This is a genomic window from Dermacoccus sp. 147Ba (genome assembly GCF_004151355.1).
Taxonomy (GTDB): domain Bacteria; phylum Actinomycetota; class Actinomycetes; order Actinomycetales; family Dermatophilaceae; genus Dermacoccus; species Dermacoccus abyssi.
The window spans coordinates 29,515-56,287 of sequence record NZ_SEHL01000012.1; the positions used below are offsets into that span (position 1 = coordinate 29,515).

Annotated in this window: 24 protein-coding genes; 11 read left to right on the top strand and 13 right to left on the bottom strand. The window is 68.1% G+C overall.

Features of this window, described 5'->3' with window-relative positions; translation table 11 throughout:
• Positions 1-16: 16 nt before the first annotated feature.
• The 7 genes from trxB to EVU97_RS13585 all read right to left on the bottom strand — a co-directional run bounded on the left by trxB (position 17) and on the right by EVU97_RS13585 (position 9,754).
• Positions 17-1,021 (bottom strand): thioredoxin-disulfide reductase, encoded by a 1,005-nt coding sequence (gene trxB, locus EVU97_RS13555; protein WP_047311223.1) that lies wholly within the window; start codon positions 1,019-1,021, stop codon positions 17-19.
• Positions 1,022-1,110: 89 nt separating this feature from the next.
• Positions 1,111-2,088, bottom strand: a complete 978-nt coding sequence (locus EVU97_RS13560; RefSeq protein ID WP_129666554.1) for a hypothetical protein — start codon at positions 2,086-2,088, stop codon at positions 1,111-1,113.
• A 124-nt stretch (positions 2,089-2,212) separates the two neighbouring features.
• Complete coding sequence (gene sigM, locus EVU97_RS13565) at positions 2,213-2,749, bottom strand: RNA polymerase sigma factor SigM (RefSeq protein ID WP_118913946.1); 537 nt, start codon at positions 2,747-2,749, stop codon at positions 2,213-2,215.
• The gene (locus tag EVU97_RS13570) at positions 2,746-4,602 is read right to left on the bottom strand and encodes a protein kinase family protein (RefSeq protein WP_129666556.1); all 1,857 of its coding nucleotides are present in this window, start codon (positions 4,600-4,602) and stop codon (positions 2,746-2,748) included. Before EVU97_RS13570 ends, sigM begins: the two co-directional genes overlap by 4 nt.
• Before the next feature lie 208 nt (positions 4,603-4,810).
• Positions 4,811-6,907, bottom strand: a complete 2,097-nt coding sequence (gene murJ / locus EVU97_RS13575; RefSeq protein ID WP_165357975.1) for a murein biosynthesis integral membrane protein MurJ — start codon at positions 6,905-6,907, stop codon at positions 4,811-4,813.
• Positions 6,908-6,920: 13 nt separating this feature from the next.
• Positions 6,921-9,257, bottom strand: a complete 2,337-nt coding sequence (locus tag EVU97_RS13580; RefSeq protein WP_129666560.1) for a DUF6049 family protein — start codon at positions 9,255-9,257, stop codon at positions 6,921-6,923.
• Between the two features lie 17 nt (positions 9,258-9,274).
• Positions 9,275-9,754 carry an NUDIX hydrolase gene (locus EVU97_RS13585; RefSeq protein WP_047310871.1) on the bottom strand — a complete coding sequence of 160 codons (480 nt, stop codon included), beginning with the start codon at positions 9,752-9,754 and terminating at the stop codon, positions 9,275-9,277.
• Positions 9,755-9,895: 141 nt separating this feature from the next.
• Between EVU97_RS13585 and EVU97_RS13590 the strand changes: the two genes are divergently transcribed.
• Together EVU97_RS13590 and EVU97_RS13595 are read left to right on the top strand one after the other, a co-directional pair.
• A complete protein-coding gene (locus EVU97_RS13590; RefSeq protein ID WP_129666561.1) occupies positions 9,896-11,347 on the top strand; it encodes a CCA tRNA nucleotidyltransferase in 1,452 nt (483 codons plus the stop codon).
• Between the two features lie 89 nt (positions 11,348-11,436).
• Positions 11,437-12,162: a putative glycolipid-binding domain-containing protein gene (locus EVU97_RS13595; protein ID WP_129666564.1), complete on the top strand. Its 726-nt coding sequence runs from the start codon at positions 11,437-11,439 to the stop codon at positions 12,160-12,162.
• Between the two features lie 142 nt (positions 12,163-12,304).
• Here the strand turns inward: EVU97_RS13595 and EVU97_RS13600 are convergent, their stop codons facing one another.
• Positions 12,305-13,000 (bottom strand): peptidylprolyl isomerase, encoded by a 696-nt coding sequence (locus EVU97_RS13600; RefSeq protein WP_129666566.1) that lies wholly within the window; start codon positions 12,998-13,000, stop codon positions 12,305-12,307.
• Between the two features lie 76 nt (positions 13,001-13,076).
• A complete protein-coding gene (locus EVU97_RS13605; protein WP_129666568.1) occupies positions 13,077-14,024 on the bottom strand; it encodes a purine-nucleoside phosphorylase in 948 nt (315 codons plus the stop codon).
• A gap of 144 nt (positions 14,025-14,168) precedes the next feature.
• Here EVU97_RS13605 and EVU97_RS13610 point away from each other — a divergent pair, with 144 nt between their 5' ends.
• From EVU97_RS13610 to EVU97_RS13625, 4 genes are all read left to right on the top strand, one after another.
• Entirely contained in the window at positions 14,169-15,149 is a 981-nt protein-coding gene (locus EVU97_RS13610; RefSeq protein ID WP_047310875.1) for a sugar ABC transporter substrate-binding protein, read from the top strand.
• Between the two features lie 182 nt (positions 15,150-15,331).
• Positions 15,332-15,550, top strand: coding sequence for a biotin/lipoyl-binding carrier protein (locus tag EVU97_RS13615; RefSeq protein ID WP_047310876.1), 219 nt, complete (start codon positions 15,332-15,334; stop codon positions 15,548-15,550).
• 122 nt (positions 15,551-15,672) lie between these two features.
• Positions 15,673-16,725, top strand: a complete 1,053-nt coding sequence (locus tag EVU97_RS13620; protein WP_047310877.1) for an ABC transporter permease — start codon at positions 15,673-15,675, stop codon at positions 16,723-16,725.
• The gene (locus EVU97_RS13625) at positions 16,722-17,741 is read left to right on the top strand and encodes an ATP-binding cassette domain-containing protein (RefSeq protein WP_129666570.1); all 1,020 of its coding nucleotides are present in this window, start codon (positions 16,722-16,724) and stop codon (positions 17,739-17,741) included. Before EVU97_RS13620 ends, EVU97_RS13625 begins: the two co-directional genes overlap by 4 nt.
• 68 nt (positions 17,742-17,809) lie before the next feature.
• On the opposite strand, the gene EVU97_RS13630 is transcribed toward EVU97_RS13625, so the two are convergent.
• From EVU97_RS13630 to EVU97_RS13645, 4 genes are read right to left on the bottom strand one after another with little or no spacing between them, the layout of a single operon-like run.
• Positions 17,810-18,682 carry a hypothetical protein gene (locus tag EVU97_RS13630; protein ID WP_129666572.1) on the bottom strand — a complete coding sequence of 291 codons (873 nt, stop codon included), beginning with the start codon at positions 18,680-18,682 and terminating at the stop codon, positions 17,810-17,812.
• On the bottom strand, positions 18,679-19,233 hold the full coding sequence (locus tag EVU97_RS13635) for a TerD family protein (RefSeq protein ID WP_047310879.1): 555 nt from the start codon (positions 19,231-19,233) through the stop codon (positions 18,679-18,681). Before EVU97_RS13635 ends, EVU97_RS13630 begins: the two co-directional genes overlap by 4 nt.
• Positions 19,226-19,660: a hypothetical protein gene (locus tag EVU97_RS13640; protein WP_047310880.1), complete on the bottom strand. Its 435-nt coding sequence runs from the start codon at positions 19,658-19,660 to the stop codon at positions 19,226-19,228. Before EVU97_RS13640 ends, EVU97_RS13635 begins: the two co-directional genes overlap by 8 nt.
• An 11-nt stretch (positions 19,661-19,671) precedes the next feature.
• Positions 19,672-20,955, bottom strand: coding sequence for a toxic anion resistance protein (locus EVU97_RS13645; RefSeq protein WP_225911336.1), 1,284 nt, complete (start codon positions 20,953-20,955; stop codon positions 19,672-19,674).
• A gap of 267 nt (positions 20,956-21,222) precedes the next feature.
• Between EVU97_RS13645 and EVU97_RS13650 the strand changes: the two genes are divergently transcribed.
• The 5 genes from EVU97_RS13650 (at position 21,223) to EVU97_RS13670 (ending at position 26,562) form a co-directional block, all read left to right on the top strand.
• The gene (locus EVU97_RS13650) at positions 21,223-22,359 is read left to right on the top strand and encodes a DUF475 domain-containing protein (RefSeq protein WP_047310881.1); all 1,137 of its coding nucleotides are present in this window, start codon (positions 21,223-21,225) and stop codon (positions 22,357-22,359) included.
• A 124-nt stretch (positions 22,360-22,483) separates the two neighbouring features.
• Positions 22,484-23,140 carry a prepilin peptidase gene (locus EVU97_RS13655; RefSeq protein WP_052946852.1) on the top strand — a complete coding sequence of 219 codons (657 nt, stop codon included), beginning with the start codon at positions 22,484-22,486 and terminating at the stop codon, positions 23,138-23,140.
• Positions 23,141-23,385: 245 nt separating this feature from the next.
• Positions 23,386-23,991, top strand: a complete 606-nt coding sequence (locus EVU97_RS13660) for a PadR family transcriptional regulator (protein ID WP_227484743.1) — start codon at positions 23,386-23,388, stop codon at positions 23,989-23,991.
• Positions 23,992-24,032: 41 nt separating this feature from the next.
• Positions 24,033-25,124 carry an inositol-3-phosphate synthase gene (locus tag EVU97_RS13665; protein ID WP_129666574.1) on the top strand — a complete coding sequence of 364 codons (1,092 nt, stop codon included), beginning with the start codon at positions 24,033-24,035 and terminating at the stop codon, positions 25,122-25,124.
• Positions 25,125-25,515: 391 nt separating this feature from the next.
• Positions 25,516-26,562 (top strand): NAD(P)-dependent alcohol dehydrogenase, encoded by a 1,047-nt coding sequence (locus EVU97_RS13670; protein WP_129666576.1) that lies wholly within the window; start codon positions 25,516-25,518, stop codon positions 26,560-26,562.
• Positions 26,563-26,773 lie beyond the last annotated feature (211 nt).

Sequence of the window (26,773 nt, forward strand, 5' to 3'; positions counted from 1 at the left end):
GTGGGGACGACGCGCGTCAGCGCGGCTCGTCCGTGCCCTGCGGCTCTGCGGTGAGGGACGCGTCGGGCTTGGGCTCGCCGGCGGCGTCGAGCGAGGCGAGGAAGCGCTCCGCGTCGAGGGCGGCCGAACAGCCGGAACCGGCGGCCGTGATGGCCTGGCGGTAGACGTGGTCGACGAGGTCGCCGCAGGCGAAGACGCCGTCGACGTTGGTGTGCGTCGTGCGGTCCTGGACGAGGACGTAGCCCTCGTCGTCGAGGTCGATCTGGCCGGTGACGAGTTCGTTGCGCGGCAGGTGGCCGATGGCGATGAACAGGCCCGTGGTCTCCTGCTCGCGCTCCTCGCCGGTGACGGTGTCGCGCAGCGTGACGCTCGAGACCTTGGCGTCGCCGTGGATCGCGACGACCTCGCTGTTCCACGCGAAACGGATCTTCGGGTCCTTCTCGGCGCGCTCGGCCATGATCTTGGAGGCGCGCAGCTCGTCGCGGCGGTGCACGAGGGTGACGCTGTTCGCGAAGCGCGTGAGGAACGTGGCCTCCTCGACGGCAGAGTCGCCGCCGCCGACGACCATGATGTCCTGGTTGCGGAAGAACGCGCCGTCACACGTGGCGCACCACGAGACGCCGTGACCCGACAGGCGCTTCTCGTCGGGCAGCCCCAGCTCGCGGTAGGCCGAGCCCATGGCCAGGATGACGGCGTTCGCCCTGTGAACGACGCCCTCACCGTCGGTGACCGTTTTGACATCGCCCGTGAGGTCGACGGCGGTGACGTCGTCACGCACGAGCTCGGCGCCGAATCGCTCGGCCTGGGCGCGCATGTTCTCCATGAGGTCCGGGCCCATGATGCCGTCGGAGAAACCGGGGAAGTTCTCGACCTCGGTGGTGTTCATGAGCGCGCCACCGGCCGTCACGGAGCCCTCGAACACGAGGGGCTCGAGGTTGGCACGCGCCGCGTAGACGGCAGCGGTGTACCCGGCGGGGCCGGAGCCGATGATGATGAGGTTGCGCACGGCCTGGTCGCTCACGAAAGCTTCCTTCGTCGGTTTGATGCGGTTCGCGTAGGTCAACGCACTCTATCCGCGCGTCATTCCCCGGCGCACACGCGCGCTCGGCATCAGGTGGAGATGGGCGTCGGCCCCGCCTTGAGGTCATCGGCCTTGCTGCACGTGCGCGAGACGACCCAGGCCGTCTTCTTGCCGTCCTTGACCGTGACGACGATGACGGCGGGCTGGCCGTCGTAGGAACCGAAGTCGGCGTACACCTTGTCCGGCGCCTGCGCGAGGCCGGCGTCGACGGCGTCGAGGCAGGACTGCACACCGGTGCCGGTGGCCAGCGGGCCGAGCGACTGGGCGTCGGCCTGCTTGGGCTCGATCGGGGTGCTCGTCGAGGTGGGCAGCGAAGCCGCCTGCGTGGCGAGCGAGTCCGACGTGTACTGCGTCTCGGTCTGGGTGACGCGCACCCGCGAGGCGTAGTTCTGCGTGCCGTCGTTCGCTCCGCTGCTCACCGACGACGACGGGCTCGGGCCGTCAGCGACCTGGGCGTCGTCGTTGCCGCCGAGCGACTTCGAGACGCCGACGGCACCGATGGCGACGGCGGCCGCAGCACCGAGCGCGAGCGCGGCCTTGCCGAAGCCACCCTTCTTGCGGGCACGGTGCGCGTCGAGCGAGGCGACGGAGTGATCACGCTCGGACTCGGCGCGTGCGGACGTCTCCGCTGCGGGACGGGCAGGCGCGGGACGCGACGGCGTCACGGACGCCGGGCGCGTGGAGTCGGGGTCGTACTCGGCACGCTGCGCGGATTCGGTGCGGCGCGGACGGGCCGGCAGCGGCACGACGGTGGAGCTGCCGGACGAGGCCCGCTTGCTCTCGTCGAATCCGGAGGCGCGGTCGCCGAACTCAGCCTTGAACGCCTCACGCATACGCGCCTCGACATCGCGGGGCATGGCGAGTTCGGGCCCGTCCTCGGCTGCGCTGCGGCGCAGCAGAGCCGAGATCTCGTCCTGGACGTGTTCGGGTGCGAGGTCGGCGGGCTGCTCGTCCTTCGAGCGGCCGCTGTTGGCCGCCTCCCACTCGTCACGGAAGTTCCGGGTCATCTCGGGCCTCCTTTCTGCTGGGCATACGTTCGCTTCATGGTCTCCGACGCGAGGGACGTCGCTTCGGTTCCATCACGGTTCGAGAATTTTTCGGAACGTTGCGTGAGGAGCCGGCGAGGCGCGTTCAGGTGACCCCGAGGAGCTCGGCCAAAGCGGTGCGCCCACGGGCGCAGCGGGACTTGACGGTGCCTTCGGCGATGCCGAGTTGTTGGGCGACCTCGGCGACGGACAGGCCCTCCATCTCGAGCAACACGAGGCAGACGCGCTGGCCCTCGGGGAGCTTGTCGAGGGCCTCGCGCACGTCGAGGCGGACGTCGGTCTGTGCGTGTTCGTCGCGTTTGTCGGCGATGTCGTACTCCGGCCACTCCTGCGTGGGCTTGAGCCGGCGCAGTCGATCGAGGGAGGAATTGACGATGATGCGGTGCAGCCACGTGGAGAACTGGGCGTCGCCGCGGAAGGAGTCGATGCGTCGGAACGCAGCGATGAAGCCTTCCTGGACCGCGTCTGCGGCGAGCTCCTGGTCGCGGGTCGTGCGCAACGCCACGGCCCACATCTTGTCCTTGTAGCGTTCGAACAGCACTCCGAAAGCGTCGGCGTTGCCCTCGCGATACGCGTCGACGAGAGCGACGTCGCTCAACTCGCGAAGTTCGTAGCCGTTCACTTCTCTACCGAGACCTCGGAGACGGCCGACTGGTAGTAGGACGTGCCGGGCGCGAGGCTCTGCGTCGTGATGAAGATCGTCACGTAGCTTCCCTTCGCAGTGGACGAGATCGTCTGCTGGCTCGTCGCATTCGAGACCGAACCCACCTTCTTGCCCGCGGTGCCGGGCGCGTCACCGACGTAGACGTTGGCGGTGAGCGGCTGGCCCTCACCCGGCGTGATCTTGATGCTCTTCACGTCGGTCGAGGTGCCGAGATTGAGTGCGAGGCCACCGTAACCCGGGTAACCGCCCCAGGGGCGGTTGCGATACAGAAGGCTCTTCCATGCTGTGCTGGCGTCACCGTCGACAGCCTGCGCCATGGAGCTGGAGTCGTTGACGCGCATGCCGCGCTGATTGACGACGGAGGCGCTCTGGACCTTCACGGGAGTGCCGGCCCGACTGGCCGAGCCCGAGGGCGACGCGCCGGACGACGCAGCGCCCGAGGACGCGGAGCCGGAGTTGGACGCGGCAGGGGTGTCGGCATTACCACCGATGCCGCGGATGCCGAGGACAGCGAGCACGAGGGCACCGATGACGAAGAGCGCGACGATACCGAGCGCGAGCTTGCTGCTGCCCGCGTCGGGGTCGTCGGTGCCGCCGTGGAAACCGGGGACCGGCGGCTCGAGCTCCTCGAACGAGGGGTCGTACGTCGTGCGGTGGTAGGCCGCGTCCTCGTCATCGAGGGAGAACTGGGTGGTCTCGTCGGCGTCGAACTGGACCGGGCGGCCGATCATCGTCGCGTCCGCCGGATCCTGCTCATTCGCCGCACGGGGCGCGGGCTTGCGCGGCAGGGCTGCGCGCGGGCCCTCCGCCCGGGCGCCCGGATCGGTGTCGTCGTCGGCGTTGCTGAGTCGTCGAGCACCCTTGGCGGCGCCCGCGGTGCCTGCGGCGGCCAGGGCGGCCGCGCCGACGGCACCGACGCCGCGTCGGCCCTCACCCTCGATGCGGTCGGCGGCACGACGCACGGTGAAGTTCTGGTCCTTCTCGTCCTCGTCGCCCGCGGCGTCGTCCGAGCGTCGTCCCTTGCCGGGTGCCGTGATCATCTGTGCCGACCAGGGGGCGAGCTGACGGGCGACCTCGCCTGGCGTGCGCGGTGTCTCGTCGTAGTTGAGCGACTGGCGGCACATCGTGTCGAGGTCGCTCGGGATGCCGTCGACGACCTCGGACGGGGTGGCGATCTGCCCGTCGGCGCGACGCTCGGCCACGGTGAGGCCCTTGAGGCCGGTGATCTCCTCGGCCTTGCCCGGCCACTCGCCCGTGAGCGCGGTGTAGAGCAGCTTGACGCACGCCGCCGCGTCACGCTTGGTGGCCTCGGCGGAGGAGATGTCGTCACGGCCGGCGAGGGCGCCTCCGACGGCCACCTGTGTGACGGCGATGGAACCGTCTGCGAGGCGCAGCACGTGGCGGGGGGAGAGCGTGAGGTGGTGCAGGCCCCGCTGACGCGCGGCCTCGAGGGCGCTCGCAGTCTCACCGACGATGCGGCGAGCCTCCTCCGGGTGCATGGCTTCGAAGCGGACGAGATCCGCGAGGCTGTGCGCGCCCGTGTGGGCCTCCTCGACGACGAAGGAGTGGTCGTCGTCGCTCCCTGCGTCGAGCACGCGCACGAGGCGGTCGTCCTCGACGCCGGCGGCGCGGCGGGCGCTGTCGAGCGCAGCCGCGGCATGGGAGGACTTGGAGCCGAATACCGTGATGGCGACCTCGCGGCCCAGCTTCTCGTCACGGGCGAGCCAGCGGGCGAGCCCGGGCGCGTCCGAGATCTCGGACGTCAGTTCGTACCGGTTTCCCAGCACTGTGCCCTTGGTGATGCCCTGCACTCGAACTCCTCGTCGTCGACGCCATCGATGTCGCTGCCGTCCGGGTACGACGCTGGACGTCGGGTGAGCGCGGGCGACAGCAGGCTCGGCTCATCCTAAGCAAGGGGCCTGACAACCGGCCGGTATCGCGGGGCGTTCGGCGCGCCGAACGCCGGGCCCCGGCGAGCGCGAAGCCCGCCGCCCCGAGGAGGGCCGGCGGGCTTCGAGGTCAGGAACGCTTGAGGCGCCGCGCGACGGGGCCGGTGAGGCTGTTGATCTCCTCCACCCGCAGGCGGTTCGCGACGAACAGGTACACCGCGAGGAAGATCGAGCCGACGACCGCGATCTCGAGGAAGGAACCGAAACGCGACACCGGCAGCGCGTCGTGCAACGGTAGCTGCACGAGGAAGCCGACAGCCGTGGCGAGCAGTGAGGCGATCGCGAGACGTACGTACGTGCGTACCGTCTCGGACATCGGCACGTGACCGATCTTGCGCTTGAGCAGGACGAAACCGACGGATGCCTGGACGACGTTCGACAACGTCTGCGCCAGGCCAACGCCGACGCCGACCCAGTGGACGCCGGGCTGGCCGAAGAAGTGGGCGCCCTGCAGCCCGGTCCAGTCGGTCAGCGCACGCCCGAAGATCTCCTCGGTGAGGTTGTGCCAGTTGAACCACGGGAGGGTGAGCCCGATGGCGGTGCCGGTGCACAGGATCTGCATCCAGAAGGGCGTCTTGGCGTCACCGTAGGCGTAGAACACGCGCTGGATGATGAGGCAGAGGCTGAACGGCACGAGGCCGATCATCATCGTGATGGCGATCGATCCGATGGCCCACAGGCTCGACTCGACCGGCCCGACCCACAGGCCCACGAGGGGGAAGACGAGGACGAAGCAGCCGAACGTCAGCATGACGGACGCGATACCCGACAGGCGGATACCCGTCGTCATGTCGTCCTTGACCTTCTGCGTCTCGCCGCGACCGGCCGCCACCGACATGCGCGTGAACAGCGCCGTCACGAGAGAAAGCGTGATGAGCGAGTGGGGCAGGCTGAACAGGAGGAAGGCGTTGCTCTGGGCTGCCTTGTTCGGCTGGCCGTCGGGCTGGGAGGAGAGCAGCTGCGTCGTGACGACGAGGCCGATCTGCTGGACGATGACGGCGGCGAAGGCCCATCCGGCCATCGTCGAGGCGCTGCGCAGACCGACGCCGCGGAACTGGAAGTTCGGCGAGTAGGTGTATCCCGCGCGCTTGAGGAGCGGGATGAGCACGACGGCCTGGGCGAAGATGCCCAACGTCGCGGGCAGCGCCAGCATGATCATCATTTGGGTCGTCATGCCGCTGAAGCCGGGCGTGTCGGCGCCGTGCGGGTACATGAGGATGTAAGCGGCGAGGCCCGCAATGATGACGACGTTCGCGAGGGCGGGGCTCCACATGAAGGCGCCGAAGCGACCCCGGGCGTTGAGCACCTGACCGAGGATCGTGTAGAGGCCGTAGAAGAAGATCTGCGGCAGACACAACAGGGTGAAGATCAAGGCCACGTGTGCCTTGTCGTCGGTCATGTTGTTGTTGTCGAAGAGGCGATAGACGAGTGGCGCCGCTGCCATGAAGACGACGGTGACGCCCGCCAGGATCATGAATGTCAGCGTGAGAATGCGGTCGGTGTACGCCTTGCCGCCGTCGGAGTGCTCGAGCGCACGGGTGATCTGTGGAACGAGGACGGCGTTGATGACACCGCCGGCGAGCAGCAGGTAGATGATGTTGGGCAGCGTGTTCGCGACGTCCCACGTGTTCGCGACGCCGGTGCTCAGACCGATGGCGGCCACCGTCATCGAGGTTCGCAGCAAGCCCAGAACGCGCGAGACGAGCGTGCCGGCCGCCATGATGGCCGAACTGCGCAGGATTCCGCCGCGCCCGCCCGTGTCGGCGGCCTGGTCGGCTGCGTTGCCACCGACCTCGCCGGGGGAGGTCTGTGGAAGCGCCTGGGTTGCGGGCGCACCCCCTGTTTCACGTGAAACGCCGGCCTCGCGGCGCGAACGGCTCGAGACGTTGAGCGCGGCGTCGGCGTCGGTGTCCCACGTCTTCTCGGCCTCACGACGCTCGCGGTAGGCGTCGACGTCGGAGCGGGAGATGACCTGCGTGTGGTCGCTGCTCGCGTGGCTCCGACTCTCGTCGAGGTTGCGCAGCCACTGAGCCTCTTGGTCGGCCTCGAACCAGGCGTCGTAGGCCGAGCCGATGCTCGTGCCCGCGACGGAGGGCATCTGCGGCACGTGCCGTCGGGCGCTGGATTCGTACAGCGCGCCGAGAGAGCCGGGGCCGTCGTTCGACATGGGCAGGGTGCTCCTACAACTGGATGTCCCGCGCGAGCTCATCGCGTCGGCGGGTGCCCTTCTGCCTGTTGCGCACGAGGCCGTAGCAGAAGACGAGCAACGCCACGATACCGAGCACCCAGAAGATCCAGGTACCCGTGGGACGCGCGTTGATCTCGATCTCGGCCCCGTGCTTGTCGCTCTCGCCGAGGCGGACGTCCCCCGGGCCGGTGACCTTCGCGTCGACACTCACGCGCCCGGCGGCCTGCGCAACCGTGGGGACGCGCACCGACGTCTGTCCCTTGCCGGGGATGTCGACGGCGTCCGGCTGGCTGCGGAAACGCACGGCGTAGGTCCGCGGCGTGAGCTTGACCTCGATGCCGTGGACGGCGCGGGCCAGGCCGTTCTTGACGGTGACGCTGATGGGACCGGAATCGGAGAAGAAGTTGACGCGTGACGGCACGACGGCGATCTGTTGGGGAATGGCGGAGACGGTCGACGACGCGTGCTCGACGAGACCGTCGACGTCGGCCGGGTCGCCGCGCCAGCGGGTGCTCGTCACCTGGTCGAGGTTGCGAGTCCAGGCGGGAACGATGTCATCGCCGTCCACGACGATCTCGGCCATTTTCGTCAGGGTGGCGAGGGTCCTGTCGGCAGTCGTGATGTCGCCGGCGTCGAAGGCGGGTGCGGCGACTCGCGGCCACACGGTTTCGGACGGCGGGGCCTGGGGTGCCAGATCGACGACGGGCGCCGAGGTGGATTCCTCGGTACTGAGAGCTGCCGGCTGCACCCAGGGTGCCTGCTTGAGAGCCGAGGCGATCGCCTTCAGCCGACCGACGGGGACGGTCTCGCGCCCGCCCATGATGACGAGCGAGCGCTCGGCGGTGGGCTGCTGCTGGTAGATCGCCAGACTCGATGCGCGCAGCGAGGCGGCGGCCTCGGCGTTGGACATGGACGCGTCGTTGAGCGTGCGGCTCAGCGGCGCGTTGTACCCGACCATCGTCACCTGATTCGTCGTGCGTCGTGTCGCCGAGGTGACGGCAGCGACGTCGGTGCGATCGAGGGAGACGTTCGGGGTGAGAACCACGGGCCGCGAGCCACGCGTCTTCTGCCACGCGGCGGTCAACCGGGCGGTGGAGCCGGCGTCCAGCGGCGCGACAGGTGCCGCGACGACCGTCTCGGACAGTTCGGACAGCTCACTCGAGAGCGGACGCGAGAGCGAGCGTTCGAGGATCTTCTGCGACCCGGCGGGGCGCCGGGCGCTCGTCAGCGCGGAGAGGTCGGGGTCGCCGTAGGGCGTGAAGGCGATGCTCTGGTTGCCGGGACGCTCGGCGAGCTTGGCCCGCAGGTTCGCCGCCAGTTCGTCGACGCTCGCTGCGGGTTCGCTCGGCTGGGTGCCGGGCGACGTGGATCCCGAGTCGGCGGAATCCGTCGACTCCGAACTCTCTGAAGGCTCCGACGTGCCCGAGGAGTTCGACTCCGTCGAACCTTCGCTCGACGGCGATGCGGAGCCGGACGCCGATTCGGACGGGCTCGACGTGCCGTCGGACGTGGGGGAGGCAGACGGTGACGCCGGGCTCTCCTGCGTCGTTTCCTGCTCGGCCGTGGGGAGAGTGCCGTCCTGAGCCGCAGCGGGGTCGAGCACCGCAGGGTCGATGAGCCACGTGACGGGCACGCCAGGGTCGGAGGTGATGAGCCGCTCGATCGTCGAACCCGGACCGATCGCCTTGCGCCACGCCTCGAGGCGTTCCTCGCCGGTGGCCGTGAGGAGCTTCGGGTCGTTCGGCAGGGTGACGGGCACGACGACGGACGCCGACATCCGCGTGAACGTGGCGTCCTTCGCAGCCCACGAGACAAAGCTGTGGAGCCTCGTCGTGGGTCGGCCGGCACCGCGCAGTTCGATACGCAGCGGCAGCGTCGCCATCGTGTAGCTGAGGTCGAGTTCGCTCGAGGTGAGGGACAGCTTCACCGTCTCGGAGGTGCCGGGCATGATCGTCGGCACATCGGCGTCGGCGGACGCCGACGCTCCGAGCGGTAGCTTTCCCTCCTCCCACCGCTGCTGCGCGGCGAGGGAGTCGAGAGGCCGAGTACCCACACGAGCACGCAGAGTGGCTCCGTCGATGGGCGTGTCACCGGTGTTCTCGACGATGACGCTCACGGTGGTGCCGGAACCGGTCGTCGCGGTGGCCGGAGCGCCGCTCGTCATCCACATCCGGACGTCGCCGTTGGTGACGATTCCGGGCCGTGGGAGCGCGCTGACGTTCGAGCGGGGGTTCGGCGGTGCGGCGCTCGCAGCAGGAGCGAGGCCGAGGAGCGCGAGCAGGCAGACGAGGGCCGCCACGAGCGCGCGGGCCGACGCGGAGCGTGTCATCTGGGGGCCGGAACCGATCAATGTCCGGTGAGCCGGGCCCAGGCGGTGGCTGCGATGCGGCGCTCGTTGGGGAAGGTCAGCTGTTCGTGGGCGCGGTCGAGGCGGAACCAGCGCGCGTCGATGGCCTCGTGGTCGGGGTCACCTTCGATGCTGATCTCTCCGCCGACCGCTTCGAGCAGGTAGTGGTGGACCATTTTGTGGATGCGGAAGCCCGGAATCGAGAACCAGTAGTCGATGACGCCGAGCGTGACGAGGGCGCGGCCCTTGATGCCGGTCTCCTCCTCGACCTCGCGCTCGGCCGTCTGCACGAGCGTCTCGCCTTCTTCGATGTGGCCCTTGGGCAGGCACCACTCGACGCGTCCGGCTCGGTTGTGCCGCGCGATGAGAGCGAGATAGGCCTGCTGGTCACGAACGTCGACGACGACTCCGCCCGCAGAAATCTCCTCCAGCGAGCCCAGGCGTGAAGCCCGCTGCATGCGCGACGAGGAGACGGTCATTGCTCCACCTTAACGAGAGCGGCTGGGAAATTCTGGTGCCGCCGGGCCCCTCGATACCCTTGGCCGGTGACGCCTACTCGAGCAGCCTCCGTTCAGCCCGCGCAAAACCGACCGAACGGGTCGGTACCGAGCGGAGCGACGATGCTGGCCGAGGCTGTCTCGCACCTCGAACCGGTCATGCCGATGCTGCGCGAACTGGGTGAACGCTTCACGTCGGCGGGCCACGAGATCGCCCTCGTCGGTGGGCCGGTGCGTGACGCTTTCCTCGCGCGCACGTCGCCCGATCTCGACTTCACGACGTCGGCGCGCCCTGAGGACACCGAGCGCATCGTCGCCGGATGGGCTGACGCCGTGTGGGATCTCGGGCGTGCTTTCGGGACGATCGGCGTCCGTAAGGGCGATTTTCAGGTCGAGATCACGACGTACCGAGCCGACGCCTACGACCGCGAGACGCGCAAGCCGGTCGTCGAGTTCGGCGACTCGCTCGACGACGACCTCGTGCGTCGCGACTTCACCGTCAACGCGATGGCGCTGCGGCTGCCCGACCTCACCTTCGTCGACCCGTACGGCGGCCTCGCGGACATGGCGGCGCGGAGTCTGCGCACACCCACGTCGCCGGAGGTCTCGTTCGGTGACGACCCGCTGCGCATGATGCGCGCGGCGCGTTTCAGCTCGCAGCTGTCGTTCGACATCGCTCCCGAGGCGTTCGCGGCGATGACGGAGATGGCCGGCTCGATCCGCATGATCTCTGCCGAGCGGGTGCGTGACGAACTCGTGAAACTCCTCATGTCGCCGGCGCCGCGGCGCGGGCTGACGGCGCTCGTCGACTCGGGTATCTGCGAGTACGTGCTGCCCGAGGTGCCGGCGCTCGCGTTGGAGATCGACGAGCACCACCGTCACAAGGACGTGTACGAGCACTCCCTCACGGTGCTCGAGCAGGCGATGGACCTCGAGGGTCCGCGCGACGTTCCCGGGGTCGAGGAGGCGGAGGTCGTCGAAGGGCCCGACCTCGTGCTGCGCCTGGCCGCGCTGCTGCACGACATCGGCAAGCCGGACACGCGTCGCTTCGAATCGGGCGGCGGCGTCAGCTTCCACCACCACGAGCTCGTCGGTGCGAAGCTCGCACGAAAGCGGTTGCGGGAGCTGCGCTTCGACAAGGACACGATCAAGGCTGTGTGCCGGCTCGTCGAGCTGCACCTGCGCTTCCACGGCTACGGCAACGGGGAGTGGACGGACTCGGCGGTGCGCCGCTACGTCACGGACGCCGGACCGTTGCTCTCACGCTTGCATCTGCTGACGCGCGCCGATTCGACGACGAGAAACAAGCGCAAGGCAGCTCGCCTGCAGGCCACCTACGACGACCTCGAAGCCCGCATCGAGCGGTTGAAGGCCGAGGAGGAACTGGCGGCCGTTCGTCCGGAACTCAACGGCAACGAGATCGCCGAGGTGCTCGGCATCAAGCCCGGCCCGGTGCTCGGCAAGGCCTACCAGTACCTGTTGTCGGTGCGCCTCGACGAGGGAGTCATCGGCAAGGAGGCGGCGGCCGACCGGCTGCGGACGTGGTGGGCCGAGCAGCCTGAGTCGCAGGGCTGAAACCGTGTGTTCTTCGGGTGCCGGCCGAGGTCGCGTGCGTAGCGTGATGGCTGCATGTGTCATCTGCTGATGCGAGAGGGAGTGGCGCGATGACGACGGTTGAGGTGGTCTGGCGCGGGCTGGACGACGAGTCGCGTCTCGACGTCGCGTCGGTCGAGTTCGACGCCGACGGCGGCTTCGTCGCCACGGGGCGGCAGTCGACGGAGCGCTACCGCGCCCAGTGGGATCTCGTCGTCGACTCGTCCTGGCGCACGCGCCTGTTCACGGTCGACGTCGAGGGCCACGCGCCGTCGTCGGCGGCCGAGGATCTCGACGCCCCCGACGAGACCGGTGGCTCCCCCGAGCCGGTGTGGCAGCGCCACCTCAATCTGTGGCGTCGTGACGAAGGGTCGCGCTCCGTGTGGCGGTGCGAGAGCGGCGAATCCGGTGATGTACCGGGCGATTTCGGCCCGATCGGCATCGCAGATGACGCGCTGGAACTCTTCGTCGAGTCCCTCGACGTCGATCTAGCGGGGTGCCCGCTGACGAACACGATGCCGATCCGCCGGCTCGGCGTGGACGCGGCCGGCGTCGGGGAGCGTCCGATCACGACGGCGTGGGTGTCGTTGCCCGACCTCGCCGTCATCCCGTCGGCGCAGGTGTACTCCTCGGGCCCCGAGGGACTCTCGGACATCGCGTCGGCCCTCGACGATCGCGTCGTCTCCGTCGTGCACTACCGCTCGGCAACGCGTGACGTGAGCGTCGACCTCGCCGTCGACGCTCACGGCCTCGTCGTCACCTACCCCGAACTCGCGGCGCGCATCGACGTCGACTGACCCGCTCTCGGTTGCAGCGTGACCACGTCTGAAGCCCGGCCGCTGGTGCGGCCGACGTCTCTCGTGCTCAGTCCGCCGGCGTCGAGCGTGCGGCGGACGCCGTCGGATTCCTCGTCGTAGAGCTCCTCGGGCAACTCGCGGCTCACTTCTCCTCGATCTTCACGCTCGTGATCGTGTGCTTCTTCACGGGCGTGCCTTCCTGTGAACCGTCCTGGTTGCCGTCGGCCTCGATCTTCTTCACGACGTCCATGCCCTTGCTCACCTGGCCGAAGAGCGTGTACTGCGGCGGCAGGGCCGTGCCGGAATCACCGGTGACGATGAAGAACTGTGAGCCGCCCGAATTCGGCTGGCCCGTGTTCGCCATCGCGATCGAGCCCTCCTTATACTCGCCCTCCTGCGGGAACTCGTCCTCGATCGTGTAGCCCGGCCCGCCCGTGCCGTCACCCTTCGGGTCGCCGCCCTGCGCCATGAAGCCGGGGATGACGCGGTGGAAGCTCACGCCGTCGTAGAAGTGGTAGCGGGAGAGGACGACGAAGTTGTTGACGGTCTTCGGTGCCTTCTTCGCATCCAGCGTGATGACGACGTCGCCGACGTCCGTCGTCATCGTCGCGGTGTAGGTCTTGTTCGCGTCGATGCACATGGGCGGGGCGTCGTCGAAGCTCTGCTTCTTCTGCGCGGAACCGTCGGCCGGCGGGCACTGCGTCGAGGCATTCGCACTGCCCGAGCCTCCCGAACTCGACGAGCCGGACGACGAGTCGTCCTTGCCGCATCCGGCGAGAGCGAGCGAACCGGCGAGCAGGCCGAGGGCAACGGTGCGGCGGGGCAGCGAGAGGTTCATGCTGCGCAGGGTACTTCGCCGACGCGCGCGGGTGCCGAGAACTGCTGGCGCGACGACGTGTCGGGGCGGTCGCCGATCAGTCGACCGTCACGAGGTGCAGCAGCAGGCCCGCATGACGCTCCGTCGCACGCCGCGCTTCCCGCAGCACGGCCAAGGGGTCGTTCGGATCGTCGTTCGTTTCGGCCGACGACACGACCGACAGGCCGACCATCTCCATGCCGCGCTCGCGGGCCGCAAGGGCACCCAGCACGGTCGACATCCCGACGCAGTCCGCCCCGGCGTTGCGCAGCATCTTCACCTCGGACGGGGTCTGATACTGCGGCCCGGGAACGAACGCGAAGCACGCGTCACGCAGAGACGGCTCGTGCTCACGGGCGAGTTCGGCAAGGTTCTGCGACCACATGCCGCGCAGGTCCGCGAACTTCGCCGAGCCGACGAGCGGCGTCGCGAACGTTGGGTTGAGGTGGTCACGAATGATGAGCACGGTGCCGGGGGCGATGTCGTCGCGCAGCGAGCCGCAGTCACTCGTGAACACGACACGCTCGGCGTTGAGTGCCGCCGCAACCCGAATGGGGTGGACGACGGCGTGCACCCCGTACCCGTCGTAGAGGTGCGCTCGCCCGGTCTGGACGAGGACGTGGCGCACATCGCCGGCCACGTCGCCGGGATCGTCCGAACCGATCCGCACGAGGAGAAGTTCGGCATGGTTGTCCTCAGCCGCGGGCTCGACGAAGCCCGGCACGGACGGTGCGTCGGCACGCCACAGCACCTCGACCGACGTCTCTGCGTCGATGTTTCCCGTGAAACCGTCGGCGTCGCTCTCGTCTGCGGCGGAAGTCCCCGTCAGCGCGTCCAAGGCTCCGCGCCATCCCGTGCCGAGGATGAGGAGAGCGTCGACGTACTCGACGCCGGAGGCGGCCCGAATGTAGGCGGCGGCCGAGTCGGCCAGCGTCATCGCGGCGTTGAACTCCGCGGCCGCGTCGGTGGGCCAAGAGGGCAATCCGTGGGTCTGGCTCTGCGTCATGTCTTCAACGTAACGCGGCAGCGTGCGCACAGGAGGACTCCCCGGCGGACTCCGGATGTATCGAACCGAGACATTGCGTGGTGCACAATGGACGGCGATACCTCTGGCCGCACATGTGTTCGGCCTGTTCTGGAAGGAACGCCCATGCGTAAGTCCCTGTCGATGGCGGCCGTCGCCGTCCTCGCCACGTCGCTCACCGCCTGCAGTGCGACGGGTGGCCGCAAGGCCGAGGAGCAGGCGTCGATGAACGCCGGCAAGGCCACGACGCCGCGCATGACGGTTGCGCTCATCACGCACTCCGGCCCGGGCGACACGTTCTGGGACATCGTCCGCAAGGGCGCCGAGGACGCGGCGGCCAAGGACAACGTCAAGCTCGAGTACACGGCCGACCCCGACGGCCCGAAGCAGGCGAACCTCGTGCAGCAGGCCATCGACAAGAAGGTCGACGGCATCGCCGTCACCCTGTCGAAGCCTGACGCGATGAAGAGCGCCGTCGACGCCGCCCGCAAGGCCGGCATTCCGGTCGTCGCCCTCAACGGTGGTCTCGACGACTGGAAGAAGATGGGCGTCGAGAGCTACTACGGCCAGGACGAGAAGATCGCCGGTGAGGCCGCGGGCGACAAGCTCAAGTCCGGTGGCGCGAAGAAGGTTCTGTGCGTCATCCACGAGCAGGGCAACGTCGGCCACACCGACCGCTGCGCCGGTGTGAAGAGCAAGTTCGCGCAGACGGAGAACTTCTACGTCAACGGCAAGGACATGCCGAGCGTGCAGAGCGCCATCACGAGCAAGCTGCAGCAGGACAAGACGATCGACTCCGTGCTCGCCCTCGGTGGTCCGTACGCGATGACGGCGACGAAGTCGGTCAAGGAATCCGGTTCCAAGGCCAAGGTGTTCACGTTCGACACCTCGAGCGAGGTCATCGGCGCGATCAAGAACGGCTCCGTGCAGTGGGCTGTTGACCAGCAGCCGTACCTCCAGGGTTACCTCGCCGTCGACTCGCTGTGGCTGCGCAAGAACAACGGCAACATCGTCGGTGGTGGCCAGCCGGTGCTCACCGGCCCCGCGTTCATCGACAAGAACAACGTGGCCGACGTGGAGAAGTACGCCAAGAGCGGTCGCCGCTGACCCTCACCCGGACGCATCACGCCTGACGATGCCCGCCGCACCTCACGTCGAGGGCGGCGGGCATCGTCGTGGGTGAGGCTCGACGGGTTCGACGTCTCGCCTGCGCCTTGGGGTGTGACGCGTCCACAGTTACTCGTCGGTGGGACGCGCGGGTAACCGATCGGCTCTGCGACGATGCCAGCATGGCCGCCCAACACATCGCTTCCGACCTCGTCGCCAACGTTCACTCCGTCGCGGTGCGCGTCGGGCAGAAGGTCGAGGCCGGTGAGGAGCTCGTGCTCCTCGAGTCGATGAAGATGGAGATCCCGGTCGTGCCCGAGGAACCCGGCACGGTCGTCGAGATCCGCGTGGAGCCCGGTGACGTCGTGCAGGAAGGTGACGTGCTCGTCGTCCTGCAGTGACACCGGCCGGGAGGCCGACCCGCTGACGACGAAATGTATCGAGTCGATACACGCGTGACCTACGATAAAGGACGGCGAGGGCGCCCCTTCGCCATGCCCGCACATCCGAAAGGGAGTTCCGCGTGTCGACTCCTGCCACTTCGAGCGACTCGTCGAGCGCTGCCGACGACCGGGTGAGGAACCGCCACGTTCTGGCGCGATACCTCTCCCGCCCCGAGATCGGCTCGCTCTTCGGCGTTCTCGCGATCGCCCTGTTCTTCCTCATCGTGGCCGAGCCGTTCCGCCACATGGCGAACACCGGCACGATCCTCTACCAGGCCGCAACCATCGGCATCATGGCCGTGCCCGTGGCGCTGCTCATGGTCGCCGGCGAGTTCGACCTCTCCGCAGGTGTCGCCGTCACGACCGCCGGAATGTCGGCGTCGTTGCTCGCCTGGTACTTCAACTTCCACGTGTGGGCCGCCGTCGGGCTGAGCCTCCTCATCGCGCTCGCGATCGGCGCGATCAACGGTTTCATGCTCAACCGCAGCGGGTTGCCGAGCTTCCTCATCACCCTGGCGACGTTCTTCGTCCTCCAAGGCGTCAACCTCGGCCTGACGCGCGCCGTCACCGGCGGCGTGGCGAGCAACGACATCAGCGACATGGCCGGCTTCGACTCGGCGAAGGCGATCTTCGGAGCGTCGTTCTCGATCGGCCCCGTCAACATCAAGATCCCGATCATCTTCTGGATCATCCTCACCGTGATCGCCGCGTTCGTCCTGCTGCGCACCAAGATCGGCAACTGGATCTTCGCCATCGGTGACGACGAGAAGGCCGCTCGCGCGGTCGGCGTGCCGGTGTGGAAGGTTCGCATCGGCCTCTACATGTTCATCGGCTTCTGCGCCTGGCTGTCGGGCATGCACCTGCTCTTCGCGTTCAACCGCGTCCAGTCCGGTGAGGGCATCGGCAACGAGTTCATCTTCATCATCGCCGCAGTCGTCGGTGGCTGCCTGCTCACCGGCGGCTACGGCTCGGCGGTGGGCGCCAGCCTCGGCGCGCTCATGTTCGGCATGACGCAGCTCGGCATCAACTACGCGGGCTGGAACCCCGACTGGTTCAAGGCGTTCCTCGGCGTCATGCTCCTCGCGGCCACGCTGCTCAACACCTTCGTCAAGCGAAAGGCGGACTCACGATGATCCGCATCAAGACGGGGCAGCCCGAGAAGCCCGGCAAGGGTAGTGTCGGCGGCGAGCACGCCGAGCGGCCCGGAAGTCTGCCGGTCGACGGCACCGACGCGACGAAGTGCGACGCCGTTTCACGTGAAACTGCCGAGACGCCCGCGGAGCGTGAGAACGCGCCGATCGACTCGACGCCGGCTGGCCGGGTGACGAGCGACGACGTCGCCGACCCCGACGCGCTCGTGCAGCTCCTCGACGTCGGCAAGGCGTACGGCAACGTCGACGCACTGCGCGGCGTCGACCTCACCGTCCGCCCGGGCGAAGTGACGTGCGTGCTCGGCGACAACGGCGCCGGTAAGTCGACGCTCATCAAGATCATGTCGGGCCTGCACGACTACACGTCGGGCACGATGCTCGTGGCCGGCGACGAGCGGCACTTCAGCTCGCCGCGCCAGTCGCTGGCGTCGGGTATCGCCACGGTGTATCAGGACCTCGCGCTCGCTCCGCTGCAGTCGGTGTGGCGCAACTTCTTCCTCGGCAACGAGCTGACGCGCGGCCCGTTCGGCGTGCTCGACATCAAGAAAATGAAGGCCATCTGCGGCGAAGAGCTGACGAAGATGGGCATCGTCATCCCCGACCTCGACCGTCCGGTCGGTGGGCTTTCGGGTGGTCAGAAGCAGTGCATCGCCATTGCGCGTGCCATCTACTTCGGCGCGAAGGTCATCATCCTCGACGAGCCGACGGCGGCGCTCGGCGTCAAGCAGTCCGGCGTCGTGCTCAAGTACATCCAGGCGGCGCGCGACGCGGGCCTGGGCGTCGTCCTCATCACGCACAACCCGCACCACGCCTACCTCGTGGGCAACCACTTCGTCGTGCTCAAGCTCGGCCGTGTGGCGCTCGACGCGTCGAAGGACGAGGTCAGCCTCGACGAGCTGACCGCCCAGATGGCCGGCGTCTCCGAACTCGAGGCCCTCGAGCACGAACTGCGCAAGGACGACGTCACGGTGAGCACCTCACCACTCGACGTCGACTGACGCCCCATACCGAAGTGCCCCGGATCGCTCGGCGATTCCGGGGCACTCGTGCGTTCAGGCCGCCGGCGTCAGCGCAGCACGTGCGAGTGGGCGAGGACGAAGTTGCGCTCGTCGTAGCCGTACGCGCCCGCAACGGCCGAGAGGATGCCCGAGAGCGGGTCGTGCTCGTGGCGGATGACGACGAACTCGTCCACCCGCGTCAGGGTCAGCCGCGGCCAGACGCCGAGGCTCGTGCCGCCGTCGATGGGGATGATGACCTGCGTCGAGCCGTTGCTCACGCGCAGTTCCGAGGCGGGCACAGGCATCGTGCCCTGCGTGCCCGTGGCGATGAGGACGCGGTTCATCGGCTGCGTGAGGTCGATCGTCAGGGTGTTGGCGCGGGCCGCCACGGTTGAACCGTCCTGCAGCGCCAGCAGGTCGAACCCGCGCTGACGCACGCGCCACTCGACCGTGAGGTAGCCGATGCCCGACGCCAACCGGTCGAGCGCCACGACGCGGTGCAGCTTCACGGTGCGCCCACCGACGACGCTGATGCCCTGTGGCGGCCGCGACGGTCGACGGCGCGCAGGCACGACATCGACACTCTTGCGTCCAGTGTTGTGCCGGGGCGCAGCCACTGAGCTGCTCGACGCAGGGGACGGCTCGCTGCCGCCCCACGACCCACCGAGGCTCTGCGTGGGCGCCGCGCTCGGTGCCTCCGCCTCGATCTCACCCGTCTCGACGCGCTCGCCCTGCTGACTGTCGGACAGATGCACCGGGCTCGGCTCCGCGCTGATGACGCGCAACCACGCGCCGTCAGGGTTGCCGAGCTGCGCGTCGGGGACGTCGCTCGGACGCGCGGCTGCCTCGGGCGCCTGCGGCGGCACCGGGGCGGGCTGGGGTGAGGGTGCGTGACGCGCCGCGTCACCCGAGTTGTAGCCAGGAGGGGGCTGCAGCGTCACAGCCGGCTCCCCGCCTGCTGCAGCGCGCCGTCGAGCCCGGCCTCGAAACCACGCGCGGAGACGTTGACGCGCCACCCGTCACCGTCCCGCACGACCTCGGCGACGGCGGCGGCCGTCACCGGACCGATGGCGCGCGCCAGGTTGTCCGTGCGCGCGATCTCGCGGCCGGACGAGTCGTCACGGAACGTGATCGACAGGTCGCTCACCTCGTCGAGGGTGCGCTTCGACGCGTTGGCCCGCGGGTGGACGAACGCAAGCACGACGACGCGCTCGACGTCCGCCGGCGCCGCGGCGAGGTCGACCTCGACAACGCCGTTCGACGCCCCCAGCCGCGTCGTCTCGTCCGGCGTGGCCGGCTGGTTCGAGTGAACGACGTGCTCGCGGCTCTCGACCCGGTCGCGCACGAGGGGCATGGCGGCCAGCCCGATGCGTTCCGACAGCGCCGTCTCGGTACCCGTGTTCCAGCGCACGTCGATCGACAGCACGCGCACACCGGCGTCACGCCCGAGCGGGAGGCCGTCTCCGGGAGCCAGATTCGTCGTGTCAGGCATGTCCGAACTTCTCCTCGAGGAACGCGCCCTGGATCTCCAGGGCGTCACGGGCACTCTCGATCGAACGCTTCGCAGCCGACGCCGCGACGCCCTCGATCGTCGTCAGTTGCCGGATGAGCATGTCCTGCGCCCCGCTGACGCCGCGCGCGGCCAGGTAGGCGTTGATCGTGTCGGGCACGTGGGCACTCGCGGTGCGCTCCAACGTGACGAGCGTCTGCACGTCGAGCAACTTGGCCGACGGGTCGCCCACGACGTCCTCCAGGTGGTCGCCGATGAGCCGGCACAACACCATGGCCCGCCCGGGCACCTGACTGCCGAGCGAACGCAACCACCGCACGTACGGCACGAGCGCAGCACCGACGGCGTCGACGGTTCCGGGCGTCGGGCCGCTCGGGCGCTGCGGTTCGTCGCGCGAGAACCACCCCACGTCAGATCACCTCAGGAACGGCCCGGCAGCTGACCGCTGTTACGCGACTCGTTGCTCTCGATCTGCTCCTTGCGCGCACGCTCCATGTACGGCTCGGCGCGCTTGATCTGCGTCTGCAGCGACGAGATCGTCTGCGCCATCGAGTCGGTGGCGGCGGCGCGGTAGGAGTCGATGGCGTCCATCGTGGCGAAGACGTTGGTGAACGCGTTCTCCAACTTCTCCACCTCGACGAGCGACTCGGTCGACTTCGCGTTGATCTCCGCACCCTGCGTGCGCAGCTGCTTGCTCGTGGCCTCGATCATGTTCGACGTGGTCGAGCGCAGTGCGTTGATCTGGTCGAGCACGAGCTTCTGGCGAGCCAGCGCCTCGGAGACGATGACGGCCGTGTACAGCGCGGCGACCGTGGTCGACTTCGCGCGGTCGACGGCCTGGATGAGCTGGTCGTTGTTCTGCAGCACGAGGCCGAGCGACATGTAGCCCTGCGTCGCGACGGCGATCTCCGTCGCGAGGTCCTGACGACGCTGGCGCACCGTGAAGAGCACCTGCGACTTCATGGCGTCGGCCTTCTCCGTGTCGCCACGCGCCTGCAGTTCGGCCACGCGCTGCTCGATCGCGCCGTCGAGCTGCGTCATCTTCTCGTCGAGTTCACGCAGACGCAGAAGCGCGTCCCACAGACGCGTCTGCTCGAGCTGGATGCCCGCGTTGTCCTTGCGCAGGTCGTCCTGACCCGATTCGAGCGCGGCGATGATCGAGTTCAGGTGCGTCTGGCTCGACTGGTACTTCATGAAGTAGCGGTCGACCTTGTCGCCGCCCGGCAGCCACTTGAGCACCTTCTTCGCGCCCTTGAGGTCGGCGCGGTGCGGGTCGAGGTCGGTGATCGTCTGGCGCAGTTCGACGAGGGTGTTGCCCACCTTCGTCTGCGACGAGTCCTTACCCGCGAGGGAGGGGCGCTGCAGGATCGAGTTGCTCACCTGCGTCGCCTTCATGGACTCCTCGCGGCCCATGTTGGTGATCTCCTTGAGCCGCGCACGGAACTGCGGGTCGTTCGGGTCGATCTCCTCGAAGCGCGCGACCGTCTGCGTGGCCTCGGTGGTGGCCACCTGCTTGGCCTGCTCGTCGATGGGCACCATCGCCGCGGCCTTCTCCGGCTCGACGAGGTCGACGGCCTTCGGCGGCGCCAGCATCGTCTCGGGCTCGGGGGCCTGCTGGGCCTGGGGAGCCTGCTGAGGCTGTGCCTGGGGCCCGCCGTACTGCTGATTCGGATCCTGGTACGGCTGCTGTCCGGGGTTCGTCATCGTGCCTCTCCTGCGAAGGTTCAGGGCGAATGAAGGAGCTCGTCTTCGAGCCTAGTCCACCCACCCGACAACGAGCCTGTGGTGCGGGGCGTTCCCGCAGGTGGAGCGGTTGTCGCGGTTCGACGTGTCTGCGTGGGCGCACACACATCGTCGGACGATGGGGCTCAGGCGTGTCGGCGCTACGCTGGGTGTTCAAGAGCCCCCGCATGCCCTTTTCCCAGGGTCGGGTGTGCCCGGTTCGTGCCCGCTCCCCGGAAAGTGTTCTCCATGCTTCTCAAGACGTTCGGATGGTCGGTGGCCATCACGGTCGCCGGCCTCGTCGGCGGTTTCTTCCTCGGGGGAGTCTCCGGCCTGGCCATCGTCGCCATCCTCATCGTGCTCGAGGTCTCGCTCAGCTTCGACAACGCCGTCGTCAACGCGACGATCCTCAAGCGGATGAACGCGTTCTGGCAGAAGATCTTCCTCACGGTCGGCATCCTCATCGCCGTCTTCGGTATGCGCCTCGTGTTCCCGCTGCTCATCGTCTGCCTGACGGGTGGCGTCGGCCCGATGAAGGCCATCGACCTCGCCATCAAGGGCGGTGACCAGGAGACGCCCGGCACGTACGCCTACATGCTGCACGAGGCTCACCCGAGCATTGCGGCCTTCGGTGGTTCCTTCCTGCTCATGCTGTTCCTCAACTTCGTGTTCGAGGACCACAAGGTGAAGTGGCTGAAGCCCATCGAGCGTCCGCTCGCGAAGATCGGCAAGCTCGACCAGCTCTCCGTCGTCGTGGCGCTCCTCGTGCTCGTGCTCGCCTCGCAGTTCCTCGCAGAGGACGCAGGAACCGTCCTGTTCTCCGGGGTGCTCGGCGTCATGACGTACCTGCTCGTCGGTGGTCTGGGCGACCTGTTCGAGCAGCAGGGCCTGGCCGAACACGACGCCGCGGACGACGCCGACGAGGCGGAGGCCGACAGCAAGGAGAGTGCCGAAAACGGCAAGGACGGGAAGGAACTGCCCGGTGTCGGCAAGGCCGCGGGCAAGGCCGCGTTCTTCCTCTTCATGTACCTCGAGGTGCTCGACGCGTCGTTCTCGTTCGACGGCGTCATCGGCGCCTTCGCCATCAGCCAGGACATCTTCATCATCGCCGTCGGCCTCGGCGTCGGCGCCATGTGGATCCGTTCGCTCACGGTCTACCTCGTGCGTCAGGGCACGCTCGACGACTACGCCTACCTCGAGCACGGCGCCATGTGGGCCATCGGGGCGCTTGCGACGATCCTGTTCATCAGCATCAAGCACGAGGTGCCCGAGGTCATCACCGGCCTCATCGGCGTCGGTTTCATCGGTGCCGCTTTCCTCGCGTCGGTACGCCGCAACAAGCGGATTGCCGCCGAGGGCGGAGAGGTCGAACACGTCCACGCCTGACGGATCTCGAGGCTGGTCAACGACGGCCGCACCCCACATGGGGTGCGGCCGTCGGTGTTTCTGCAGTGAAATCGCTTGTGGCCAAACGGCCAACGCGCCGACGGTCGCTGACACACTTCACGACATGCTCTGGGGCTGGGTGGGTGCTGCGTTGTTCCTTGCGGGCGCCCTCGCGCTCATGACGCGTCATGTCGTCCCGGAGGTCGCAATGCCCGGTTCGGAAGCGGCGTACGAGCGTCGACGCGACCGGGAGGCCCTGCTCGCGGTCGCTGCGCTCGTAGCCGCGGGGGGCATCGTCGGGCGCTGGTGGAACGAGGCGCCGGGTTTCGCCACGGCCCTGCTCCTCGTGCTGCCCCTCCTACTCGCGCTCACCCTCGTCGATCTCGACGAACACCGCCTGCCCAATCGCCTCACCCTGGCGTGCGTCGTCGTGACGACCTGCGGCCTCGCCCTCGCGACGCTGGCGACGTCATCCGCCGGCTGGCTCGAAGCACGGCGGGCGCTGGCCGGGGCAGCCTTGCTCGGGCTGTTCTACCTTGCGCTGGCCCTGCTCGGTGGTGGGCGTGGCATGGGCCTGGGAGACGTGAAGCTGGCCCCCTCCCTCGGTGGCCTGCTCGGTTGGGTCGGGTGGGAGACGTGGGCGGCGGGCGCGTTCGGCGCTTTCCTCCTCGGTGGCCTGTGGGGTGTTGTCCTCATGCTCCGGGGTCGAGGCCGGAGCGCGCGAATGCCCTTCGGGCCGTTCATGATCGGCGGCGCCCTGGCCGCGCTCTGCCTCGCCTGAGCGCAGCGAGGCACATCGCGGCCACCTGCGTCGCGCGTCGAGTTCATTCATGGCGGCGGACCGCGCTCACCCACCTCGATGAGGTTCGACATTGAGGGACTCAGCGAACTGCCAGGGACTCGGCGTCGCGTTTTCGATATGTCGAGTCGATATATCTGCTAGAACTGTCGACGAGCGTTCACCCGCTCGCCATTTCCCGTCAGTGGCCGTTCTTGAAAGAATGAGCGTTCGCATCGGACGCGGGGATGGCCACGCCACCCGGCCAGACGAAGGAGAAGCGCATGTCACGCCGTGGCACAGTGCTCGAATTCGCTGTTCTCGGGCTGCTGCACGAAGCACCGCTGCACGGGTACGAGCTGCGTAAGCGACTCACCGGTGTGCTCGGTGCCTTCCGTGTCGTGAGCTACGGGTCGCTGTACCCGTGCCTCGCGAAGCTGTCGCGCAAGGGCCTCATCACCGAAAGCGCGTCGTTCGCGCCCGGGGGGCGTCGCCCGCGTATCACGTACGAGATCACGGACGAGGGCCGTGACGTCTTCGCCGATCAGTTGTCGCGCTCCGGCCCGGCTTCCTGGGACGACGACAACTTCGACGTGCATTTCGCCTTCTTCTCCCGCGCGAGCGCCGAGGTGCGCCTGCGCATCCTGGAGGGGCGACGCCTGCGTCTGCAGGAGCGTCTCGAACGCTCCCGCGAACAGGCGCGTGACAGTCGCAGTACGCGTGACTCCTACATCGCGGAGCTGTTCCGCCACGACGTGGAGTCCACGGAGCGTGAAGTGGGCTGGGTGAACGAACTCATCGAGATCGAGCGGAAGGCCGTTGCCGATCCGCGCCCGCTGTCCTCCGAGGTCTGACCACATTTCCTCTGGGGGCTCGTCCATCAGGAGTGAGTTCCATGGGTTCCATCCGCGTCGCCATCGTCGGCGTCGGCAACTGCGCCAGTTCGCTGGTTCAGGGCGTCGAGTACTACAAGAACGCTTCCCCGGACGCGCACGTGCCGGGTCTCATGCACGTGACGTTCGGTGACTACCACGTCGGTGACGTCGAGTTCGTCGCTGCGTTCGACGTCGACGCGAAGAAGGTCGGCTTCGACCTTTCCGAGGCGATCAACAACTCGGAGAACAACACGATCAAGATCGCCGACGTGCCGCCCACGGGCGTCACGGTGCAGCGCGGTCACACGCTCGACGGCGTGGGCAAGTACTACGCGCTGACGATCGACGAGTCGGACGCCGAGCCGGTCGACGTCGTCCAGGCGCTCAAGGACGCGAAGGTCGACGTCCTCGTCTCCTACCTGCCGGTCGGCTCGGAGACGGCCGACAAGTTCTACGCGCAGTGCGCGATCGACGCGGGCGTCGCCTTCGTCAACGCGCTGCCGGTCTTCATCGCCTCCGACCCGGAGTGGGCGAAGAGGTTCGAGGACGCCGGTGTGCCGATCATCGGTGACGACATCAAGAGCCAGGTCGGCGCGACGATCACGCACCGCGTCATGGCGAAGCTGTTCGAAGACCGCGGCGTCGCCCTCGACCGCACGTACCAGCTGAACGTCGGCGGCAACATGGACTTCAAGAACATGCTCGAGCGCGAGCGCCTCGAGTCGAAGAAGGTCTCGAAGACGCAGGCCGTCACGTCGAACCTGTCGGGTTCGCTCGCGGGCAAAATCGACGACAAGAACGTGCACATCGGCCCGAGCGACTACGTCGCGTGGCTCGACGACCGCAAGTGGGCGTACGTGCGCCTCGAGGGTCGCGCGTTCGGTGACGTGCCCCTGAACCTCGAATACAAGCTCGAGGTGTGGGACTCGCCGAACTCGGCCGGCATCATCATCGACGCCATCCGCGCCGCGAAGATCGCCAAGGACCGCGGCGTCGGTGGCCCGCTCCTGTCGGCGTCGAGCTACCTCATGAAGAGCCCGCCGGAGCAGCGCGAAGACACCGTCGGCCGCGAGATGTTGGAGGCCTTCATCCGCGGTGACGAGGAGCGCTGAGGATCAAGCGAACGGAGGTAGGACCGCAGCGAAGCGAGGATCCTGCCGAAGTGAGCGATGACGAAGCGCTCGAGAAAAGTGAGGAGCGCTGAGTCGTACCTTTCGCCGCGTCTTCCGGCGGGGTGGCTTCGCAGGCTCAGCCGCCCCGCTCGGTGCGACACGAGTGTTGACGAAGCGCTCAAGACAAGGAGGAGCGCTGAGTCGTAGCCCTCTGACACTGCACGGTGTGGAATCCGCCCTTCGTGTGCCCAAGCCCCGAGCTTGCGCACATGAAGGGCGGATTTCTTTCCTACGGAGGTGGTCGTCGGTTGGTGCCATCGAATGAGGACTCCGCCGTCCTGACCTCTTCGTGAGAATGCGTATCACCGCCGGTCGGCGTAACGTCACGGCCATGACCACAGCTGTTGCCTGCTACCAGGCCGTTGCCGCCGACGCCCCCCTCGAGAAGGGCACCGTCGAGCGCCGAGACCTGCGTCCCGACGACGTCCGCATCGAAATCGAGTTCGCCGGAATCTGCCACTCCGACATCCACACCGTGCGCGAGGAGTGGGGCAAGATCACCTTCCCGATGGTGACCGGCCACGAGATCATCGGTCGCGTCACCGAGGTCGGCTCCGACGTCACGAAGTTCACCGTCGGCGAGCGCGCCGGCGTCGGCTGCCTCGTCGACTCCTGCCGCGAGTGCGAGTGGTGCCTCGCCGGCGAGGAGAACAACTGCCCGAACTCCGTCGGCACCTACAACGGCATCGACCGCTTCGACGGCACGCCCACCGCCGGCGGCTACTCGACGCAGATCGTCGTCTCCGAAGCCTTCGCCATCCACATCCCCGAAAGCCTCGACGCCGCAGCCGCCACCCCGCTGCTGTGCGCCGGCATCACCACCTATTCGCCGCTTCGCACCTGGGGCGTCAAGGAAGGCTCCAAGGTCGCCGTCGTCGGGATGGGCGGGCTCGGCCACGTCGCCGTCAAGCTCGCCAAGGCCATGGGCGCCGACGTCACCGTCATCTCCCAGACCCGCTCCAAGGAAGAGGACGGACGCCGCTACGGCGCCACCGACTGGATCGCGACGACCGAAGACCCCGACGCCGTCAAGAAGCGTCGCGGCGAATTCGACGTCATCCTCAACACCGTGTCCGCACCCATCAACGTGCGCCACTACCTCGCCGCGCTGCGCCCCCACGGCGCCCTCGTCATGCTCGGCCTGCCCATGGACAACCTCGAGTTCAACGCGGCCAACGTCATCCTCGGCCGCAAGTCCGTCACCGGCTCCAACATCGGCGGCATCCGCGAAACGCAGGAAATGATCGACTTCTGCGCCGAGCACGACGTCACCGCCGAAATCGAACTCATCAACGCCGACACCATCAACGAGGCCTACGACCGCGTCGTCGGCTCCGACGTGAAGTACCGGTTCGTGATCGACGCCAAGACGTTTTGATTCTCCCTTGCCCCGTGTTCCGGCGGGTTCACTGACGGCGCTCGTAGGCTCGCGCCGTCAGTGAGCCCGCTCGGTTCGACAGGGCTTCGGGTCGCACGTTCCTCGTCGGTGCGGAGTCCGCTTCCAGCGTGGTGCTGTTGAGGGGGAGTGTCTCGGCTTCGTGACCTGGCCGGGGGCTGCTCGGTAGTCGGCTGAGGTGCGTGGCGCGCCT